This window comes from Pseudomonas sp. HP_14 (assembly GCF_055283875.1).
Genome location: NZ_JBTOQI010000043.1, coordinates 135657 through 152435 on the forward strand (window position 1 = coordinate 135657; position 16779 = coordinate 152435).

Genomic DNA, 16779 nt, shown 5'->3' on the forward strand with positions numbered 1-16779 from the left:
ACTTTTTTCGAGTATGACTCATGCAAATTGCTCTGGCGCCCATGGAGGGACTGGTTGACGACATCCTGCGCGATGCCCTGACAAAAGTCGGTGGTATCGATTGGTGCGTGACCGAATTCATCCGGGTGTCCGAGCGTCTCATGCCGGCCCATTACTTCTACAAATACGCCTCCGAGTTTCACAACGGCGCGAAGACCGAGGCCGGCACTCCGCTGCGTCTCCAACTGCTGGGTTCCGACCCGGTTTGTCTGGCGGAAAACGCTGCGTTCGCCTGTGAGCTGGGCGCGCCAGTTCTAGACCTCAACTTCGGTTGCCCGGCGAAGACCGTCAATCGCTCTCGCGGCGGTGCGATTCTGCTCAAAGAGCCCGAGCTGCTGCATTCCATTCTCAGTCAGGTGCGTAGCGCGGTGCCAAAGCACATCCCCGTCACGGCCAAGATGCGCCTTGGCTATGAGAATACCGACGGCGCGCTGGATTGCGCCCGGGCTCTGGCTGACGGTGGAGCGGAGCAGATCGTTGTTCACGCCCGGACCAAGGTAGACGGCTACAAACCGCCTGCACATTGGGAATGGATCGCGCGCATTCAGGAAGTGGTCAAGGTGCCGGTCGTCGCCAATGGCGAAATCTGGACCGTGGATGACTGGCGTCGCTGCCGGGAAATCTGTGGTGCTCGCGACATCATGATCGGTCGCGGGCTTGTAGCTCGCCCTGATCTGGCCCGGCAGATTGCAGCAGCGCAAAAAGGCGAGGAGGTCGTGCCGATGACCTGGGCCGAGCTGCAGCCCATGCTGCGAACCTTCTGGTTGCAATGTCTGGACAAGATGACCCTGATTCAAGCGCCTGGCCGCCTCAAGCAATGGCTGGTGCTGTTGACCAAAAGCTATCCGGAGGCTACGCAGATGTTTGACGCATTGCGCCGCGAAACCGACTGCCAGCGAATCAGTGTTTTGTTAGGCATCAGTGCCGACGAACGGTCATAAAAAAATTGAAAATAAACTCTTGAAAAGCTTTTGGTCGACCCTAGTTTAGGGATTACGCGATGCCGAATTCGGGTCGCGGATTAAACCACTCGCTGTTTACAGGAGATTTATCATGACTACTGCATTTTCCCTGGCTCCACTGTTCCGTAGCTCTGTGGGCTTTGATCGTTTCAATGACTTGTTTGAGGCTGCCGCACGTAATGAAACCGCTGGCGGCTATCCTCCATACAACGTCGAGAAGCATGCGGATGACCAATACCGCATCGTGATCGCAGCCGCAGGCTTTGTTGAAGAAGATCTGGAGCTTCAGGTAGAGAAGGGCGTGTTGACCGTTTCCGGTGGCAAGCGCGAAAACACTACCGAAAACGTGACTTACCTGCATCAGGGCATCGCTCAGCGAGCCTTCAAGTTGTCATTCCGGCTGGCCGACCACATTGAAGTGCAAAACGCGGGTCTGTCGAATGGCTTGCTGAATATTGATCTGTTGCGTCTGGTGCCCGAAGAGGCCAAGGCCAAGCGTATTCCGATCAATGCCCAGAAAGTCCTGAATAGCTGATTGTTTATTTATCAGCAGAAGAAGGCGCCTCAGGGCGCCTTCTTTCATCCCAGCAGATTTAGCTGACTGTCCTCAAACAGACTTTCAGGCTGTCTCAAGCGTTTTTCGAATGCGCTCAAGGTCAGTGGCTCGCTGAACAGGTATCCCTGATACAAGCTGCACCCCAACTGCTCAAGAAATTCCAGTTGCAGCGGTTGTTCCACACCTTCAGCTATCACCGTCAGATTCAGGCTTTGCGCCATGGCCACGATGGCCCTGATGATTTCCGCATCATTGGGATCAGTCGTCGCGTCACGGATGAACGACTGGTCAATTTTCAACGCATCGACCGGCAGCCGCTTGAGGTAGGTCAGTGATGAATAGCCCGTGCCGAAGTCATCCATGGCGAAACTGACGCCGAGCTTTTTCAGTTCATGCATCTTGGCGATGGTGTCATCCAGGTTCTGGATGACGATGCCCTCGGTGATTTCCAGTTTGAGCAGATTGCTGGGCAAGCCATTGACATGCAGGCAGCGTTTTACCCGTTCAACGAAGTCGTTCTGGCGGAATTGGCGAGGGCTGATGTTCACGCACAGGCTGAAATGTTGCACATCGATCAAGTCGTCTTGCAGCAATTTACTTGCGGTCCTGCAGGCTTCTTCGAGGATCCAGGCCCCAACCTCCATGATCATCCCGCTTTCTTCAAGGATCTGAATAAACTGGTTGGGCGGCAGATTGCCGCTTTCCGGGTGTTCCCAACGCAGCAGCGCTTCTGCGCCGATGATGCGATTGATCCGGGTATCCACCTGGGGTTGGTAGCACAGACTGAACTCGCCGCGGGGCAGAGCCATGCGTAGGTCATTTTCCATGCGCAAGCGTTCACTTGCCGCTTTTTGCATGGACTCCTGAAACAGCTGTGTGGCGTTGCGGCCAGAGTCTTTGGCGCGATACAAGGCAATATCCGCACGCTTGAGCAAGTCGGCGCTGGTCAGGCCGTGGTCGGGGATCAGTGCGATACCAATGCTCGGCGTGATTTGCAGTCGCTGATTGTCGAGAAACATCGGCTGGGCGAGCAGGGCGCGAAGCATGTCGGCCAGTTCCAGCACCTGATCGGTGACATCGTCACGGGTACCTTCCAGGCCGCTGATCAACACCACGAACTCGTCTCCGCCCAGGCGTGCGACGGTATCCTCCAGGCGCACGCTCGCTTCGAGTCGGGCAGTGACGATCTTCAGCACGCTGTCGCCCACCGGATGGCCCAGCGAGTCATTGATGTGTTTGAAGTGATCCAAGTCCATGAAAAGCAAGGCGCCGCGTAGATTGTGGCGCTGTAACAGGATTATCTGCTGGCTGAGACGATCCATGAGCAACGCCCGGTTGGGCAGATTGGTCAGGGAGTCGTGATAGGCGAGGTGCTGGACCTGCTCCTGCGCACTTTTCAGTTCGCTGATGTCCCGGGCATTCATCAGCAGGCATTCGGTATCGTTGAGGGTAATGGCTTCAATCGAAACTTCGGCGGTGACGTGCGTCCCGTCCTTGTGGCAGCCGGTCATTTCCCGGTGATGCACGCGGCCATTCTCTTCAAGGTCCAGGAGTAACTGTTCACGCTGGCTAATGTCCGACCAGATCCCCAGGTCGGCGACGGTGCGTCCGATCACCTCTTCTGTGGTAAACCCCAGTAAACGGCAAAATCCGCCGTTTACTTCCAGATAACGGCCGCTTGCGCGTTCCGTGATGGTTATCGCGTCAGGACTGGCATGGAACGCCTTGGCAAATTTTTCTTCGCTGGCCTTCAGAGCGCGCTCGGCGCGCAGGTGGGCGCTGTTGTCCATAAATGTGCTGAGCAGGAAGAGTTGCTGGTCCAGCTCGATTTTCAGTGCGCTGAAGGTGCCTTCGACCAGCCCGCCATCCCGTGCCCGTAATTGCACATCAAGCCGGACGGGGTCATCTTGCGTGATGACTTTCTTGACCAAGTTGTTGCGCTGCTCGCTGTCGTCCCACAAGCCCAGCTCTACACCGGTCTTGCCGATCGCTTCGGCAGAGGGCCAGCCCAGCAGGGTTTCGAACTGGCGATTGACCTCGCAGATAATCCCGCTGTCGATGCGGGACAGGATCACGACATTGGGACTGAGGTTATATAGCGTCGCAAAACGCTTTTCCGATTCACTCGGCGTCGCTGCGGCGTCGGGTGATTGAAAGGTAATGCTGTCTGCAGGTATTGGCATATGATCACGCGCCTGTAAGTAATAAAGGCAGTAATACGATCTTCAGCGGTAACAACCTTTCAGGATTGGATGGCCTGTGCATCGAGTAGCGCCATGAATGCCCGTGCCGCATTCGACAACGTGCGCTCCGTATGAAGAATGTAGCCTAGCTGACGACTGAGCTGTATGCCCGGTAAAGGGATACGCGCTACTTGTTCATCCAGCATAGTCCGCGGCAGAACACTCCACGCGAGCCCGATGGAGACCATCATTTTGATGGTTTCCAGATAGTTGGTACTCATCGCGATGTCGGGCTTGAGTCCCTGAGCCTCACACAAACCGCTGACGATGTGGTGAGTGAACGTGTTATTGCCCGGGAAAACTGCCGGGTAGCGAACCACTTCCTGCAGGCTCACTGGACCGCTATTAGCCAGCGGGTGTTCGGGGGCGGCGACAAAGTCCAGCGGGTCGTCCCAGACCGGCATGGCTTTGACCAGCGTGTGGGGGGTTGGCGCAAGGGTGATGACCGCCAGTTCTGCCCGGCCATGAAGAATCTCTTCGTAGGCCACTTCCGAGTCCAGAAACTGGATGTCCAGCGCCACGTCAGGGAAGCGTCGGGTGAACTCCCGGAGCAGAGGCGGCAGACGATGCAGGCCGATGTGATGGCTGGTCGCTAATGTCAGACGGCCGGTGACTTCCCCGGTCAGGTTAGTCAGCGCCCGGCGCGTATCGTCCAGCACGTTCAGAATCTGATAAGCCCTGGGCAGCAAAGCCCTGCCAGCCTCGGTCAGGCTTACTTCACGGCCCAGCCGGTCAAACAGCCGAACGTTCAATTGTTGCTCCAGCCCGGCGATGCGTTTGCTGATGGCCGGTTGGGTCAGGTGCAGATGTTCGCCTGCTCCAGAAAAGCTGCCGGTCTCGGCGATGGCTATAAAGGCGTTAAGGTTGGCCAGATCCATTTCAGATTCCAGTTGGTTATCCAAAGCATAAAAATTATGAATTTGAGTTATTTAAGCATATTCCATAGCATTGCCTCACAAGCCAAAGGGTCATCAGTTGATTGCCCAGGGCATAGAAAGATAGAAATACGCTGATGAGGAACCATCCGATGGCCGGCAAAACGTTGTACGACAAGCTCTGGGATTCGCATGAAGTAAAAAAGCGCGATGATGGCTCGTCGCTGATTTACATCGACCGCCACATCATCCACGAAGTGACCTCGCCGCAAGCCTTTGAAGGTCTGCGTCTGGCGGGTCGCAAGCCATGGCGCATCGACGCCAACATCGCTACTCCGGACCACAACGTACCGACTACACCGGAACGTAAGGGTGGCATTGAAGCCATTGCCGATCAGGTGTCGCGTCTTCAGGTGCAAACCCTTGATGACAACTGCGACGAATACGGCATCACCGAATTCAAGATGAATGACGTGCGTCAGGGCATCGTCCACGTGATCAGCCCGGAGCAGGGCGCTACCTTGCCGGGCATGACGGTTGTCTGTGGCGACTCGCATACCTCCACTCATGGTGCATTTGGCGCGTTGGCCCACGGTATCGGCACTTCAGAGGTTGAGCATGTGCTCGCCACTCAGTGCCTGGTGGCCAAGAAAATGAAGAACATGCTGGTCTCTGTTGAAGGCCAGTTGCCTCTCGGCGTGACGGCCAAGGACATCGTTCTGGCGGTTATCGGCAAGATCGGCACGGCCGGTGGCAATGGTCACGCCATGGAGTTTGCAGGCAGTGCGATTCGTGATCTGTCGGTTGAAGGCCGTATGACCATCTGCAACATGTCCATCGAGGCGGGTGCTCGCGTCGGCCTGGTAGCGACTGATGAAAAGACCGTTGCCTACGTGAAGGGTCGTCCTTTCGCACCGAAAGGCGAGCAGTGGGACCTCGCGGTAGAGGCCTGGAAGGATCTGGTCTCCGATCCTGATGCGCACTTCGACACCGTGGTCAAACTCGACGCTGCGCAGATCAAGCCGCAAGTCAGCTGGGGTACATCTCCGGAAATGGTGTTGGCCGTCGACCAGAACGTGCCCGATCCTGCTCAGGAAGCTGATCTGGTCAAGCGTGGTTCGATCGAGCGTGCCTTGAAATACATGGGCCTCAAGGCCAATCAGGCGATTACCGACATTCAGCTGGACCGGGTTTTTATCGGTTCTTGCACCAACTCGCGGATCGAAGATTTGCGTGCCGCGGCTGAAATCGCCAAAGGCCGCAAGGTTGCCTCCACGATCAAGCAGGCGATTGTTGTGCCGGGCTCTGGCTTGGTCAAAGCTCAAGCCGAAAGCGAAGGTCTGGACAAGATCTTCCTGGAAGCCGGTTTTGAATGGCGCGAGCCAGGTTGCTCGATGTGTCTGGCCATGAACCCGGACCGGCTGGAAAGTGGTGAGCATTGCGCATCCACGTCCAACCGTAACTTCGAGGGGCGTCAGGGGGCCGGTGGTCGTACTCACCTGGTCAGTCCTGCGATGGCCGCAGCGGCGGCAGTCAACGGTCGTTTCATCGATGTTCGCGAACTGATTCAGCACTAAGGAGCCCAGCATGAAAGCCTTTACTCAGCACACCGGCCTTGTGGCTCCTCTGGATCGTGCCAACGTCGACACCGACCAGATCATTCCCAAACAGTTTCTGAAGTCGATCAAGCGCACCGGCTTTGGCCCGAACCTGTTCGACGAGTGGCGTTACCTTGATGTCGGGCAACCATATCAAGACAACTCCAAGCGTCCGCTGAATCCGGATTTCGTCCTCAACGACGCGCGTTATCAGGGTGCCAGCGTATTGTTGGCCCGGGAAAACTTCGGCTGTGGTTCTAGCCGTGAGCATGCGCCTTGGGCGCTGGATGAATACGGCTTCTGCGCGATCATCGCCCCCAGCTATGCCGACATTTTCTTCAACAACAGTTTCAAGAACGGCTTGCTGCCGATCATCCTCGACGAGGCTGAAGTTGATGAACTGTTCAAGCAGGTTGAAGCCAACGAGGGTTACCAGCTGACCATCGACCTGGCGGCCCAGACGGTGACTCGTCCAGACGGCAAGGTATACAGCTTTGAAGTCGATGCGTTCCGCAAGCATTGCCTGCTGGAAGGCCTGGATGACATCGGTCTGACGCTGGTGGATGGTGACGCCATTGCCAGCTTTGAAGCGAAGCACCGAGCCAGCCAGCCGTGGTTGTTCCGCGGTTGAGATGACGCCCCCCTATGTAGGAGCTGCCGAAGGCTGCGAATCGATTTGCCAGACAGGACGCTTTCGCAGCCTGCGGCAGCTCCTACAGGCTTTATGTAGTCAGGAAGAATCCCATGACCAACTCCGCCCACACTCAAGTTGTACAGCGTCAATTCGGTGAACAGGCTGCGGCCTATCTGAGCAGTGCCGTGCACGCCCTGGGCACTGAGTTTGCTCTGCTACAGGCCGAAGTGGCGGGGCGTAGCGATGCGCGGGTGCTGGATCTAGGATGTGGCGCGGGGCATGTGAGCTTCAATGTCGCGTCGGCGGTCGGCAACGTGGTCGCGTACGACCTCTCTCAGCAGATGCTCGATGTGGTGAGTGCCGCAGCGCAAGAGCGCGGGTTGAGCAACGTCAGCACGGTTTGTGGCGCTGCTGAACGCCTACCGTTTGAGGATGGCGAGTTCGACTTTGTGTTCAGTCGTTATTCGGCTCACCACTGGAGCGATCTGGGGGTGGCATTGCGGGAAGTGCGCCGGGTATTGAAGCCGGGCGGTGTCGCAGCGTTCATTGACGTTATGTCGCCGGGCAGTCCGTTGCTGGATACCTACCTGCAAAGCGTGGAAGTGCTGCGTGACACCAGTCATGTGCGTGATTATTCGGCCGCCGAGTGGCTGCGGCAGGTCAGCGAGGCCGGCCTGTTTACCCGCAGTCACAGCCGTCAGCGTCTGCACCTTGAGTACAACTCCTGGGTAGAACGCATGCGTACTCCGCAAACTATGCGGGTAGCGATTCGTGAGTTGCAGCAAGCAATGGGCGCGGAAGTGCGCGAGTATTTCGAGATTACCGCTGACGGCTCGTTCAGCACCGATGTGCTGGTGTTATGGGCCGAACGCTAGTTTTTTCCGTTCAGTAGACGAAGAGGCGCTGACCGACAGTGCCGATACAAAAAAATTGAGGATGTTATGAGCAAGCAGATTCTGATTCTCCCAGGTGATGGTATCGGTCCGGAAATCATGACCGAGGCGGTCAAGGTTCTTGAGCTGGCCAACGAGAAGTATCAACTGGGCTTCGAACTCAGCCACGACGTGATCGGCGGCGCAGCCATCGACAAACATGGCGTGCCACTGGCCGACGAAACGCTGGACCGTGCCCGCGCTGCCGACGCAGTATTGCTCGGCGCTGTGGGTGGCCCTAAATGGGACACTATCGCGCGCGATATCCGTCCAGAGCGTGGTCTGCTGAAAATCCGTGCGCAACTGGGCCTGTTTGGCAACCTGCGTCCGGCCATCCTGTATCCGCAACTGGCTGATGCCTCAAGCCTCAAGCCTGAAATCGTTGCCGGTCTGGACATCCTCATCGTTCGCGAACTGACCGGCGGGATCTACTTTGGTGCGCCGCGTGGCACTCAGACCCTGGAAAACGGTGAGCGTCAGGCCTACGACACGCTGCCGTACAGCGAAAGCGAAATTCGTCGTATCGCCCGCGTCGGTTTCGACATGGCGCGTGTGCGTGGCAAGAAGCTGTGCTCGGTAGATAAAGCTAACGTTCTGGCTTCCAGCCAGCTGTGGCGCGAAGTGGTCGAGGAAGTGGCCAAGGATTACCCGGACGTCGAACTGAGCCACATGTACGTCGACAACGCTGCCATGCAACTGGTGCGTGCCCCGAAGCAATTCGACGTGATCGTCACCGACAACCTGTTCGGCGACATCCTGTCCGACGAAGCGTCGATGCTCACCGGCTCCATCGGCATGCTGCCGTCGGCTTCGCTGGATGCCAATAACAAAGGCATGTACGAGCCGTGCCATGGCTCCGCGCCGGACATCGCCGGAAAAGGCATTGCCAACCCGTTGGCGACTATCCTTTCCGTGTCGATGATGCTGCGTTACAGCTTCAATCTGACCGACGCTGCCGATGCTATTGAAAAGGCCGTCAGCCTGGTTCTGGATCAAGGCTTGCGCACCGGTGACATCTGGTCGGCGGGCAATGCGAAGGTCGGCACGCAGGAAATGGGCGATGCAGTAGTCGCCGCGCTGCGCAATCTGTAATATCTGCGGCCCGCTGCGAATTCGAACTCGAATGCAGCGGCCCACTTTTTGTAAAAGGTGTAGTTGCGATGAAACGTGTAGGTCTGATCGGTTGGCGTGGAATGGTCGGTTCCGTGCTCATGCAGCGGATGCTGGAAGAGCAGGATTTTGATCTGATCGAGCCGGTGTTTTTCACCACCTCCAACGTGGGCGGCCAAGGCCCCTCCGTGGGCAAGGACGTGGCTCCGCTCAAGGATGCCTATAGCATCGACGAGCTGAAAACCCTCGACGTGATTCTGACCTGCCAGGGCGGCGACTACACCAATGAGGTGTTCCCGAAGCTGCGCGAAGCCGGTTGGCAAGGTTACTGGATCGATGCCGCTTCCAGCCTGCGTATGCAGGACGATGCGGTCATCGTTCTGGATCCGGTGAACCGTAAGGTCATCGACCAGCAGCTCGACGCAGGTACCAAAAACTACATCGGCGGCAACTGCACGGTCAGCCTGATGCTGATGGGTCTGGGCGGTCTTTTCGAAGCTGGTCTGGTGGAATGGATGAATGCCATGACCTACCAGGCAGCCTCTGGGGCAGGCGCGCAGAACATGCGTGAGCTGATCAAGCAGATGGGCGCGACTCACGCGGCTGTTGCTGATGATCTGGCCAACCCGGCCAGCGCGATTCTGGATATCGATCGCAAGGTCGCTGAAGCCATGCGCAGCGATGCCTACCCGACCGAAAACTTCGGTGTGCCATTGGCGGGCAGTCTGATCCCGTGGATCGACAAGGAACTGCCTAACGGGCAGAGCCGTGAAGAGTGGAAAGGCCAGGCAGAGACCAACAAGATTCTGGGTCGCTTCAAGAGCCCGATCCCGGTGGACGGTATCTGCGTCCGCATCGGTTCGATGCGTTGCCACAGCCAGGCACTGACCATCAAGCTCAACAAAGACGTACCAATTGCCGACATCGAAGGTTTGATCAGCCAGCACAACCCTTGGGTGAAACTGGTGCCAAACCATCGTGAAGCGAGCATTCAGGAGCTGAGCCCGACGTCTGTGACTGGCGCCATGAGCATTCCGGTGGGCCGTCTACGCAAACTGAACATGGGTTCCCAGTACCTGGGCGCTTTCACCGTAGGCGACCAATTGCTGTGGGGCGCGGCCGAACCGCTGCGTCGCATGCTGCGGATCCTGCTGGAGCGTTGATCGTCTGGTTGTAGCTGACATGAAAAAACCGCCTTTCGGGGCGGTTTTTTTATGGATGAAGATTTTGGTTGGAATGCATTCCCTTGTGGGAGCTGAGCTTGCTCGCGATAAGGACACCGCGCATTTGCAGTTCGAGCTCGTCCAGGCTTATCGCGAGCAAGCTCAGCTCCCACAGAATTTTGCAGGGGCACAAAAAATCCCAACATATGGGATTCAAATTTACATATTGAGATATTTCACGGTTAAGGTTTATAGTCCTCCTCGCACTCACTGCTCAAAAAATAATAGGTGAAGCGATGCAAGCGCATTTGATCGCGCTCGATTGGGGGACAACCTCTCTTCGTGCTTATCGACTCGGCGACCATGGCCGGGTTCTGGAACAGCGCTCGCTGAGCGCAGGCATCATGCAACTACCGGGTACGCCGCGCATGATCGCCGGCGAACTTTGCAGCGACGGTTTTGAACTGGCATTCGACGAAGCGTGCGGCGACTGGCTAGACGCCGAGCCTGATCTGCCGGTCATTGCCTGTGGCATGGTCGGTAGCGCCCAAGGCTGGCGGGAAGCGGTCTACCGGGAAACCCCGGCCAGCGTTTCCGGCCTCAGCTCCGCTTTGCAAACCGTACGCAGCCTGCGTGGCGTCGATGTCCACATCATCCCGGGTGTACTTCAGCGTTCGGTGCTGCCCAACGTCATGCGAGGGGAAGAAACCCAGGTGCTGGGTGTACTCGCCGGTTTATCCGCGACCGAAACCCTCAAACCTCTGTTGATCGGTTTGCCCGGCAGCCACTCCAAATGGGTGCAGGCTGCCGACGGTTGCATCCTGCACTTCGATACCTTCATGACCGGCGAAGTGTTCGCCGCGCTAAGCACCCACACGATTCTCGGGCGCACCATGCAACGCAGCGATGCTTTCGATCAGGCGGCGTTCGATCTTGGCGTGGCGGTGGCGTTGTCACCTGATGGTGCCGCAGGACCGCTGTCGACGATATTCAGTTGTCGCACTCTTGGGCTAACTGGCCAGCTCAGCGCTGATGCCCAGCCGGACTACTTGTCCGGTCTGCTGATCGGTCATGAGTTGGCAACCCTCGCCACTCTGCAGCGTGCCGATCATTCCGAATTGCCTCCCGTCATTCTTCTGGGTGGCGAGCAGCTGTGTCTGCGTTATGGGCGAGCGTTGCAAGCCTGCGGTTTTCTTCACGTGACGGTGGCAGAACAGGCCACTGAGCGCGGTCTCTGGCAAGTGGCGCTCAAAGCCGGCTTGCTCGCTTCTCATCCATTAGAGGTCTGACATGCTCAAGCAAGCACTGCTCGAAAACGGCTTGATCGCCATTCTGCGCGGCCTGCGCCCGGCCGAAGCTCCCGCCATCGGTGATGTCTTGTACCAGGCAGGTTTCCGGGTCATCGAAGTGCCACTCAACTCGCCGCAGCCCTACGACAGTATCCGTCTGTTACGTCAGAGCCTGCCTGCCGATTGCCTGATCGGAGCGGGCACCGTGATGACCCCTGAACAGGTCAATCTGGTCAAGGAAGCGGGCGGGCAGGTCATTGTTATGCCGCACAGTGATGCGAAGGTGCTGCGCGCAGCCAAAGAAGCAGGGTTGTTCCTGTCGCCTGGCGTGGCCACGCCCAACGAAGCCTTCGCTGCGCTGGCTGAAGGTGCGGATGTGCTCAAGCTGTTTCCAGCCGAGCAAATGAGCCCTGCGGTCGTGAAAGCCTGGCTGGCGGTTTTACCTATGGGGACTGCGCTGGTTCCGGTGGGTGGCATTACGCCGGACAACATGAAGGTGTTTCTGGATGCAGGCGTCAAAGGTTTCGGCCTCGGGTCGGGCTTGTTCAAGCCCGGCATGAGCGTGGCTGATGTGGGCGAGCGTGCTCATGCCTATGTCGCAGCCTGGAAACAGCTTACCGAACGTTTCTGAGTTAACCAGAACGCTAAAGGCGCCACTTCAAATAAGAGAATCGCACACATGAAAATCACCAAACTCACGACTTTTATTGTCCCGCCGCGCTGGTGTTTCCTCAAAGTTGAAACCGACCAGGGTATTACTGGCTGGGGCGAACCGGTGGTTGAGGGCCGCGCCCACACGGTTGCAGCGGCTGTTGAGGAGCTGTCTGATTACCTGATCGGTAAAGACCCGCGCAACATCGAGGATATCTGGACCGTACTTTACCGTGGCGGCTTTTATCGCGGTGGTGCGGTGCACATGAGTGCTTTGGCCGGTATTGATCAGGCGTTGTGGGATATCAAGGGCAAGCACTTGGGTGTGTCGGTCAGCGATTTGCTCGGCGGCCAGGTGCGCGACAAGATCCGTGTTTATTCATGGATCGGCGGTGACCGCCCGGCGGACACGGCGCGTGCGGCTAAAGAAGCAGTTGAGCGCGGCTTCACCGCAGTGAAGATGAACGGCACCGAAGAGCTGCAATTTCTCGATACCTTCGACAAGGTCGACCTCGCGCTGGCCAATGTCGCAGCGGTGCGTGATGCGGTCGGGCCTAATGTCGGGATTGGCGTCGATTTCCATGGCCGGGTGCACAAGCCCATGGCCAAGGTTTTGATGAAAGAGCTGGATCCGTACAAGCTGATGTTCATCGAAGAGCCGGTACTCAGCGAGAACTACGAAGCGTTGAAAGAACTGGCGCCGCTGACCAGCACGCCGATCGCGCTGGGTGAGCGACTGTTCTCGCGCTGGGATTTCAAGCGCGTGCTGAGCGAAGGCTACGTCGACATTATTCAGCCTGATGCTTCCCATGCCGGTGGTATCACCGAGACCCGCAAGATCGCCAACATGGCTGAAGCCTACGACGTCGCCCTCGCACTGCATTGCCCGCTGGGGCCGATTGCCCTTGCTGCGTGCCTGCAACTGGATGCGGTCTGCTACAACGCATTCATTCAGGAGCAGAGCCTGGGTATTCACTACAACGAGAGCAATGACCTGCTCGATTACATCAAGAACCCTGAAGTATTCGACTACGACAAAGGCATGGTCAAAATCCCCAACGGGCCGGGCCTGGGTATCGAGATCAACGAGGAGTACGTCAAGGAGAGGGCGGCTATCGGTCATCGCTGGCGCAACCCGATCTGGCGCCATGCCGACGGCAGTTTTGCGGAGTGGTGATTTCTCAGGCTGACGCCTGACCCTTGTAGGAGCTGCCGAAGGCCGCAAAAGCGATCTGCCTGAATCACCGCGATTCGCAGCCTTCGGCAGCTCCTACAGGCGTTCACCCAGTTCATAGCGACCTCAATAAAGACAAAAAGAGGCACCTCACATGCAAACCCGTACTCTCGAAGGGGCGGCGTCATTAGTCACGCCTACCCGCAAGCGTTATTTCATCATGGTCCTGCTGTTCATCACGGTCGTGATCAACTATCTGGACCGCAGCAACCTGTCCATCGCTGCGCCAGCCTTGACCAGCGAGCTGGGTATCGACCCGGTGCATGTCGGGTTGATTTTCTCGGCATTCGGCTGGACTTACGCCGCCATGCAATTGCCCGGTGGCTGGCTGGTTGACCGTGTGCCGCCGCGGATCCTGTACACCGCCGCGCTGGCGCTATGGTCCATCGCGACCATCATGCTCGGCTTTGCTGCCAGCTTCATCGCGCTGTTCGTATTGCGTATGGCAGTGGGTGCGCTGGAAGCCCCGGCGTATCCCATCAACAGCCGCGTTGTCACAACCTGGTTCCCCGAGCGTGAGCGGGCTACGGCCATTGGTTTTTACACCTCAGGACAGTTCGTCGGTCTGGCATTTCTGACCCCAGTGCTGGCCTGGCTGCAAGCGCACTACGGCTGGCACATGGTGTTCGTCAGCACGGGTGCAGTGGGCGTGCTCTGGGCGGTGATCTGGTACATGGTGTACCGCGAGCCTCGTGATTTCAAAGGCGTGAACGACGCGGAGATTCAACTGATCCGTGAAGGTGGCGGACTGGTGGATATCCAGGCTGACACGGCCAAAGAAAAGCGTCCGTTCAGTTGGGCGGATCTGGGCATCGTGCTCACCAAGCGCAAGCTTTGGGGAATCTATCTGGGCCAGTTCTGCCTGAACTCGACGCTGTGGTTCTTCCTGACCTGGTTCCCGACCTACCTGGTGAAATATCGCGGCATGGATTTCATCAAGTCTGGCCTGCTAGCGTCGCTGCCGTTCCTCGCGGCATTCGTCGGTGTGCTGTGTTCGGGATTCTTCTCCGACTGGTTGATCCGTCGTGGTTACACCGTTGGCTTTGCGCGCAAATTACCGATCATTGCCGGTCTGCTGATTTCTACCTCGATCATTGGCGCCAACTTCGTTGACTCGACGCCATTGGTCATCGCGTTCCTGGCGCTGGCGTTCTTCGGTAACGGTCTGGCTTCAATCACCTGGTCGCTGGTCTCGACCCTGGCTCCGGCGCGTCTGCTGGGCTTGACCGGCGGGACCTTCAACTTCATCGGCAATCTGTCGGCCATTGCCACGCCGATCGTGATTGGCTTCCTGGTCTCCGGGGATTCTTTTGCGCCTGCCATCACCTACATTGCAGTGTTGGCGCTGATTGGCGCGCTGTCCTACATCCTGTTGGTGGGCAAGGTCGAGCGTATCGAGCTTTAACCGTCGGCATCGCGGTTGGCACAGATACAGGCTGGCGGCGATAATGCCGCCAGCTTTTTGATGGGATCAGGTCTGATATGTCGCAAGCGTTCGACGACACAGCAAGCAGCACCTCCAAGGATTCTGCACCGACCGGCACACAAACGCTGCTGCGTGGGCTGGGCGTGGTCCAGGCCGTCGCTAGCGGTGCTCGGGATCTCAAGGAAATCGCCCGGCGCATTGGAACCACACGCAGCACGACCCACCGGTTGGTGAGCTGTCTGGTAGAGGAGCGCTATCTGCGGGTTTTACCGCAGGTTGGTTATCTATTGGGGCCGAAGTTGATCGAGCTGGGTTTCCAGGCGCGTGAAGAGGTGCCTCTGGCCATGCTCGCCCGGCCGTATCTGGATGAGCTTTCACAGTTGACTGGCGACACCGTCCATCTAGCTATTCGCGATGGCGACGAAGTGCTTTACCTGCACAAGAACCCAGGCCGTAATGGTCCGGAGATGCGTTCGCGGGTCGGGCATCGCATGCCCTTGGCGCGCACCGGGATTGGCAAGGCATTGTTGCTGGACAGTCCTGAAAGTGAATGGCAGCGTCTGTATCAGGTCAGTCTGCCGCAGATGGCGCCGAATCCTTTATGGCCGGCCCATCAGGAGCAATCCTGGGAGCAGGTTCGGCAGCGCATGCATGAGTATGTCGAGGGCGGTTACGCTTTCGATCTGGAGGACAACGAACCTTCGATTCGCTGCGTGGCAGCGCCGATTCGTGATGCGGGCAAGCACATTGTTGCCGGTATCAGCATCGCCAGTACCGTGCCTTACATGCCGCTGGAGAAAATGGCCGAGCTGGTGCCGTTGATCAAGCAAACGGCGGCCAGGTTGTCGGCTGAGTTAGGAGGTTGAACACAGTCTCTGTAGGAGTGAGCTTGCTCGCGATGCGATATGACAGTCGATAATTAACTGACTGGTCTGACGCTATCGCGAGCAAGCTCATTCCTACCGTATTTCTGCGGTTGTTACGCCTTCAACGTCGCCATATCGATCACAAAGCGATATTTCACATCGCCTTTTACGACGCGCTCAAATGCTTCATTGATATTACGGATGTCGAGCATTTCGATATCACAGGTGATGTCGTGTTCGGCGCAGAAATCCAGCACTTCCTGAGTTTCAGCCATGCCACCGATCATCGAGCCCGCCAATACTTTGCGGGACATGACCAGATTGACCGCGTTAACCGGCGGATCTACAGGCTCGATCAGCCCAACCAGAATGTGCACACCGTCGAAACGCAGGGTCTGCAGGTAGGGATTGAGATCGTGTTGCACCGGAATGGTGTCCAGCAGGAAGTTGAACGTCCCGGCAACGGCTTGCATCTGTGCTTCGTCGGTGGAAATGACCACGTGATCAGCGCCTTGACGTCGACCTTCTTCTGCCTTGCTGGCGGAGCGGGTAAACAGGGTGACTTCAGCACCCATCGCCTTGGCGAACTTGATGCCCATGTGGCCCAGGCCGCCCATGCCCAATACGCCGACCTTGTCGCCCGCTTTGACGCCATAGTGCTTGAGCGGCGAGTAGGTGGTGATACCGGCACACAGAATCGGTGCGGCGCTTGCCAGGTTCAGTTTCTCCGGGATGCTCACGACAAAGCGCTCGCTGACCACGATGCTGTCTGAATAGCCGCCCATCGTCAGGCTGCCGTCAATGCGGTCTTTGCCGGCGTAAGTCGGTGTCATGCCGTTCTGGCAGTAGTTTTCCAGGTCCGCTTTACAGGCATCGCAGCTGCGGCACGAGTCAACCATGCAGCCGACGCCGACCAGATCGCCGACTTTGTATTTAGCGACATCAGCACCGACGGCGGTCACTTTGCCGACGATTTCGTGGCCGGGCATCAGTGGGTAAGCAGCGAAGCCCCACTCGTCGCGGGCCTGGTGGATATCTGAGTGGCAAACGCCGCAGAACATGATTTCAATGGCCACGTCATCCGGGCGCGGGCTGCGGCGTTCGAAGGACATGGGGGCGAGGGGCGCGGTCGATGATTGAGCGGCATAACCGATAGCTGTGTACATGATGAACCTCGCAAGGTGATGACAAATTGAACTGT

14 protein-coding genes and 1 pseudogene are annotated in these 16779 nt (G+C 57.6%); 12 read left to right on the top strand and 3 right to left on the bottom strand.

What is annotated here, in order from left to right; translation table 11 throughout:
• Positions 1–20 precede the first annotated feature (20 nt).
• Both ACYASS_RS22425 and ACYASS_RS22430 read left to right on the top strand, forming a co-directional pair.
• Complete coding sequence (locus tag ACYASS_RS22425; protein WP_463587730.1) at positions 21–980, top strand: tRNA dihydrouridine synthase; 960 nt, start codon at positions 21–23, stop codon at positions 978–980.
• A gap of 112 nt (positions 981–1092) precedes the next feature.
• Complete coding sequence (locus ACYASS_RS22430; protein ID WP_243248509.1) at positions 1093–1536, top strand: Hsp20 family protein; 444 nt, start codon at positions 1093–1095, stop codon at positions 1534–1536.
• A 44-nt stretch (positions 1537–1580) separates the two neighbouring features.
• Here ACYASS_RS22430 and ACYASS_RS22435 read toward each other — a convergent pair.
• Together ACYASS_RS22435 and ACYASS_RS22440 are read right to left on the bottom strand one after the other, a co-directional pair.
• Positions 1581–3683: pseudogene (locus tag ACYASS_RS22435) on the bottom strand (putative bifunctional diguanylate cyclase/phosphodiesterase); the annotation flags it as partial.
• A gap of 116 nt (positions 3684–3799) precedes the next feature.
• On the bottom strand, positions 3800–4678 hold the full coding sequence (locus ACYASS_RS22440; RefSeq protein WP_463587731.1) for a LysR family transcriptional regulator: 879 nt from the start codon (positions 4676–4678) through the stop codon (positions 3800–3802).
• Between the two features lie 149 nt (positions 4679–4827).
• On the opposite strand from ACYASS_RS22440, the gene leuC reads away from it, so the two are divergent.
• From leuC to ACYASS_RS22490, 10 genes are all read left to right on the top strand, one after another.
• Entirely contained in the window at positions 4828–6252 is a 1425-nt protein-coding gene (leuC, locus tag ACYASS_RS22445) for a 3-isopropylmalate dehydratase large subunit (protein ID WP_463587732.1), read from the top strand.
• A 10-nt stretch (positions 6253–6262) separates the two neighbouring features.
• Positions 6263–6904 (top strand): 3-isopropylmalate dehydratase small subunit, encoded by a 642-nt coding sequence (gene leuD / locus ACYASS_RS22450; RefSeq protein ID WP_463587733.1) that lies wholly within the window; start codon positions 6263–6265, stop codon positions 6902–6904.
• Between the two features lie 113 nt (positions 6905–7017).
• Entirely contained in the window at positions 7018–7782 is a 765-nt protein-coding gene (locus ACYASS_RS22455) for a class I SAM-dependent methyltransferase (RefSeq protein ID WP_463587734.1), read from the top strand.
• A gap of 66 nt (positions 7783–7848) precedes the next feature.
• On the top strand, positions 7849–8931 hold the full coding sequence (gene leuB, locus ACYASS_RS22460; RefSeq protein ID WP_122666519.1) for a 3-isopropylmalate dehydrogenase: 1083 nt from the start codon (positions 7849–7851) through the stop codon (positions 8929–8931).
• 68 nt (positions 8932–8999) lie between these two features.
• Complete coding sequence (gene asd / locus ACYASS_RS22465; protein ID WP_463587735.1) at positions 9000–10112, top strand: aspartate-semialdehyde dehydrogenase; 1113 nt, start codon at positions 9000–9002, stop codon at positions 10110–10112.
• Between the two features lie 296 nt (positions 10113–10408).
• Positions 10409–11401 (top strand): 2-dehydro-3-deoxygalactonokinase, encoded by a 993-nt coding sequence (locus ACYASS_RS22470; protein ID WP_463587736.1) that lies wholly within the window; start codon positions 10409–10411, stop codon positions 11399–11401.
• Position 11402: 1 nt separating this feature from the next.
• The gene (locus ACYASS_RS22475; protein ID WP_243248503.1) at positions 11403–12032 is read left to right on the top strand and encodes a 2-dehydro-3-deoxy-6-phosphogalactonate aldolase; all 630 of its coding nucleotides are present in this window, start codon (positions 11403–11405) and stop codon (positions 12030–12032) included.
• A gap of 48 nt (positions 12033–12080) precedes the next feature.
• Positions 12081–13229, top strand: coding sequence for a galactonate dehydratase (dgoD, locus tag ACYASS_RS22480; protein WP_027900875.1), 1149 nt, complete (start codon positions 12081–12083; stop codon positions 13227–13229).
• 151 nt (positions 13230–13380) lie between these two features.
• Positions 13381–14691 carry an MFS transporter gene (locus ACYASS_RS22485; RefSeq protein ID WP_243248502.1) on the top strand — a complete coding sequence of 437 codons (1311 nt, stop codon included), beginning with the start codon at positions 13381–13383 and terminating at the stop codon, positions 14689–14691.
• 77 nt (positions 14692–14768) lie between these two features.
• A complete protein-coding gene (locus ACYASS_RS22490) occupies positions 14769–15578 on the top strand; it encodes an IclR family transcriptional regulator (RefSeq protein WP_463587737.1) in 810 nt (269 codons plus the stop codon).
• 113 nt (positions 15579–15691) lie between these two features.
• Here the strand turns inward: ACYASS_RS22490 and ACYASS_RS22495 are convergent, their stop codons facing one another.
• On the bottom strand, positions 15692–16744 hold the full coding sequence (locus ACYASS_RS22495) for an NAD(P)-dependent alcohol dehydrogenase (RefSeq protein WP_463587738.1): 1053 nt from the start codon (positions 16742–16744) through the stop codon (positions 15692–15694).
• Positions 16745–16779: the final 35 nt, after the last annotated feature.